The sequence below is a fragment of the Xylanibacter muris genome, assembly GCF_013166605.1.
Taxonomy (GTDB): Bacteria; Bacteroidota; Bacteroidia; order Bacteroidales; family Bacteroidaceae; genus Prevotella; species Prevotella muris.
The window spans coordinates 1-4,045 of sequence record NZ_JABKKF010000024.1; the positions used below are offsets into that span (position 1 = coordinate 1).

Sequence of the window (4,045 nt, forward strand, 5' to 3'; positions counted from 1 at the left end):
TTACCAATAAATGTGCATAAAGCACGGTATAAATGGCAGATAATTTGTCACGGCCTTGACCTTTTTATTCTGTCGGTGTAGAAATCTCGCGATTTATATGTACATTTGCAGCAAATTCGTAAAAATGAAACAGCTTACTATTGACATATTAAATAGATGGAGAGAACTGAAACCGCAACGTGATGCGGTCAAAGACCAGTTGGCACGAAAGTTCTCTATTGAGTTTAACTACAACAGTAACCATATAGAGGGAAATACTCTGACTTACGGGCAAACAGAGATCCTTCTTTTGTTCGGAAGGGTTATCGGAGAGGCAAAGATGTTTGATCTGGAAGAAATGAAAGCGCATAATGTCGGACTTAAAATGGTGCTTTCAGAAGCAGTGTCAGACAACCCGTTTACTGAGACATTCATCCGTCAGATGCATAAAATCCTTCTTCGTGAAGATTATGAAGTTTACCGCAATTTACCGGGAGGTGTCACTACTTCATATACTGTTCATGCAGGATGTTACAAGACCCGTCCCAACTCAGTTATCACTCCTTCGGGAGAACGGTTTGAATATGCCAGCCCCGAAGAAACTCCAGGGCTGATGACCGATTTGGTTAAATGGTATCGGGAAGAAGAAGCCAAAGAAGAACTCAATCCACTCGAACTTGCGGCTTTATTTCACTATCGATACATAAGAATACACCCTTTTGAAGATGGTAATGGGCGTATTGCACGCCTTATGATGAACTTCATATTAGCAAGGCATGACTATCCTTTAATTGTCGTGCCTACTAAGACAAAACGACAATATCTGGAAGCTTTATCTGCCGTTGACAAGTTGGTGGGGACGATGCCTTCTGATGGGGCCAATGCCAGCTTGAAGCAAGTAAAGGCATTTGTAGATTATCTTGAACGACTTATGACTGTTGAGATGCAAACAGATATGGTAGTAGCCGAAGGAACTGGTGGCCAGTGGTGGTATAGCGGTGGCTGGGTGCGCTTTGACAATCCTAACGTCGTAGAAATCATCAACCAACTAATAAGCGACCCATCGTTATCTATTTCAGAACTGGCTGAAATCTTGGATATAAATCGTTCTGCGGTTCAAAAGCACATGAAATTCCTTCAAGAAAAGGGGTACATTATACGATCAGGAGCGCGAAAGACAGGCAAATGGCAGGTCGTCTTGACAAAATTGTAATTTAACGTGAGTTCGACGAATTCAAAATAATGCGAGCTGTGTATCTAATGTGTGTTGCACATTGATACATGGCTTTTTTGGAAACATGCAATAAGCAGCAATTGTCCCAAGTACATTTACAATGAATTTGTCAAAACTCCTGTGTCTTGAATACTCCACCTGTGCAATGTTTTTCAATTCATCGTTTACTGTTTCTATAACATCCCGTTTGCGGAGCAGCAGTCTGTCCGATACACTCATTAAAGCTCCCTTCATATTGTTTTTAAGTTTTGTGACAATCTGTATGCCGTCAACAAACAACCTTTGGAAAAGATTTTTGCCGATGTATTCTTTGTCTGCAACCAGCTTGCCATAGATAAATTTAATAAAGGTCTTGTATTCCAACGGTTTCCTGTCATCCACATCTCCCGGAGTTATCATGAAGTTGAGTAATTCTCCTTTCTCGTTACAAATCAGATGCAACTTGAAACCGAAGAACCATCCCATAGAGCATTTGCCTCTTTGGGCTATGCCCTTGAATACTTTATGGATATGTATCCTTTGATTCCTGCATACCCTCAGAGGTGTGCTGTCCACGAAACTTATACCTGTGCATTTTCCAAGCAGAACCTTCTTGATGAACAGGGCTAAAGGGACGGATATCTCTTTTTTAAGTTCCACAAAACGGTTGTAAGAGACAATCTTAGAGAAAAGATGTTGCAGATGCTTGCATACTTTTTTCAAATAAAAATGTTTCAGGCAACAGTAGCCTGAATCATGAAACAGTATCATTATCAGCATGATTTCTGCCTTTGATAGGGTTGACTCGCGATGATAGTTACGCTTCCTGTCTGATTTCAACGTATATTTTTCCATCATGATATCAAAAAACTTACAAAAGTTATTGGCCATACAAAATAATTCAGTAACTTTGTCATCGGTGAGCATAGCGATTATTGTTTGTAATTGAGCTCTATAAAGTTACAACAATTTTTGCCAACCACCCAATTTAAAGATGATTATAATTCGTCGAACTCACGTTACATTAGATACATAGCTCGCTTTATTTTGAATTCATCGAACTCACGTTATTTAAAACTATGGTATTGAATCCTGAAAACTTTTTAGATATGGTAAGAAATGCCATATTCGAACGTAGTCAAGTTTTTCAAAAAGATTATTCTAATGATTTTGAGAAGGTCCTTAGTGGTTGTAAGCTTGATTATCTTACGCTTTTAATAAGTCACGGTATTGATTCTGATTCTAGTGAGTTTGAGTCAATCAAAAAGGTATGGGATAAAATCTTCAATATACTCACTTCAAGCCTCTCTGGCAGGAGATCCACTGCCTATACTCAACTAAAGAATCTTCTTAATGGACTTTTTTCTGAGGGTTTAATATACACCCATGATAAAGATATTGCGTTGTATAGGATGAGAATATGTTCATTGAGAAAAAATATTCCAAGGAAGGAAATATTTCACATTCCATTTAATTTAATCCGCAATATCAAAACTCAGAGATATAGCACACCCGGTTATCCTTGCTTATATCTAGCAAAAAGTCTTTATGGTAGCTGGGAAGAAATGCACCGTCCTCCGATAGAATCTACATTGGTATCTCGATTTTCTCCCACAGGGAATTTTCGTGTTTTAGATTTAAGAATACCTACTGTAGAAAGGTTTAAGAAATTGGAGGATCTATATCTTAAATATCTTCCAATTATAATAGCATGTACTATCCCTGTACGCAATGCAGAGGATGTATTCAAGCCAGAATATATTATTCCGCAATTTGTTCTTGAATGGTCTATAGAAAAAGGACCAAAACATAAACTGTTAGGAGTAATATATACTTCGTCTTTTTTCAATCGAGAATTTTTTGATCTCGATTATGAGTGGGAGAATATAGCTCTTCCAGTTCAGAAAATGCCATCCAAGACCAATTATTGCCCTGTTCTTGCATCGCTGTTTAAATTAACTAAGCCTACTTGTTATGAATATGAGGTAATGTTGGGAAACTTACGCCTGTTAAGTTTTAATGATGAGGATAATTTTCAATATTTGGATGGAGATAAAGATAAAACCGCCTATTATATGTCCTCGTTTAACCTTATGGAAGAAGTGCTTATGACAAAAGAGAGCGACCTCATATATCGAGATATGTAAGCAAATGTTTAGATTATGGTATCCGAAAGACCGAACAATATATGTTCGCAGCCCCCGAACCGTAAGCCTCCAATATCAACTAAAATATAAAAAAGTTAAGGAGATGGAAGATTCTCGGACATATTTCTACTGAGCCAATATTCGGATAAAGGGAGAGCCTTAAAATAAAACAAGTCATTGAGAATCAGTGACTTGTTTTTGGATGTCAGTGGTGCCACCAGGAATCGAACCGGGGACACAAGGATTTTCAGTCCTTTGCTCTACCAACTGAGCTATGGCACCATTGTTCCTTATTTGCGGGTGCAAAGGTAGATGTTTTTTTTTATATTTGCAAATTTTTCCCAATAAAAATGCATGTGTTTCAAAAAAATGTTGTACCTTTGCACTCGCAAACAAGAAAATAACCATAGTACGGTATAATTGATTTGCAAACGGGATGTAGCGCAGTTGGTAGCGCACTACGTTCGGGACGTAGGGGTCGGGCGTTCGAGTCGCCTCATCCCGACTAAATAAAGACAGCATGTTGTAATCATTACAATATGCTGTTTTTGTTATTTCAACAAACAGGGATATTCTGTAAATGTCTTAAAAATAAAGATGGCTCACCCGACAAACCGGGGGGAGTTTCTTTTATTTATCCGAAAAGTGCTACCTTTGCATCATGAACACTCAAGGACTATTGGCATTGGCACAATTAATTCTGCCA

The 4,045-nt window shown here is 38.2% G+C and carries 3 protein-coding genes and 2 tRNA genes; 3 read left to right on the top strand and 2 right to left on the bottom strand.

Annotated features, from left to right (window positions below; genetic code table 11):
- Nucleotides 1-124: 124 nt before the first annotated feature.
- On the top strand, nt 125-1,192 hold the full coding sequence (locus HPS56_RS13140) for a Fic family protein (protein ID WP_172277598.1): 1,068 nt from the start codon (nt 125-127) through the stop codon (nt 1,190-1,192).
- 21 nt (nt 1,193-1,213) lie between these two features.
- On the opposite strand, the gene HPS56_RS13145 is transcribed toward HPS56_RS13140, so the two are convergent.
- Nucleotides 1,214-2,119: an IS982 family transposase gene (locus tag HPS56_RS13145; protein WP_172277602.1), complete on the bottom strand. Its 906-nt coding sequence runs from the start codon at nt 2,117-2,119 to the stop codon at nt 1,214-1,216.
- A 152-nt stretch (nt 2,120-2,271) separates the two neighbouring features.
- Between HPS56_RS13145 and HPS56_RS13150 the strand changes: the two genes are divergently transcribed.
- Nucleotides 2,272-3,339 (top strand): RES domain-containing protein, encoded by a 1,068-nt coding sequence (locus HPS56_RS13150; RefSeq protein WP_172277605.1) that lies wholly within the window; start codon nt 2,272-2,274, stop codon nt 3,337-3,339.
- A gap of 209 nt (nt 3,340-3,548) precedes the next feature.
- Here HPS56_RS13150 and HPS56_RS13155 read toward each other — a convergent pair.
- Nucleotides 3,549-3,621: transfer RNA gene (locus HPS56_RS13155), tRNA-Phe, on the bottom strand.
- Nucleotides 3,622-3,771: 150 nt separating this feature from the next.
- Between HPS56_RS13155 and HPS56_RS13160 the strand changes: the two genes are divergently transcribed.
- Nucleotides 3,772-3,844 (top strand) — tRNA-Pro (locus tag HPS56_RS13160).
- Nucleotides 3,845-4,045 lie beyond the last annotated feature (201 nt).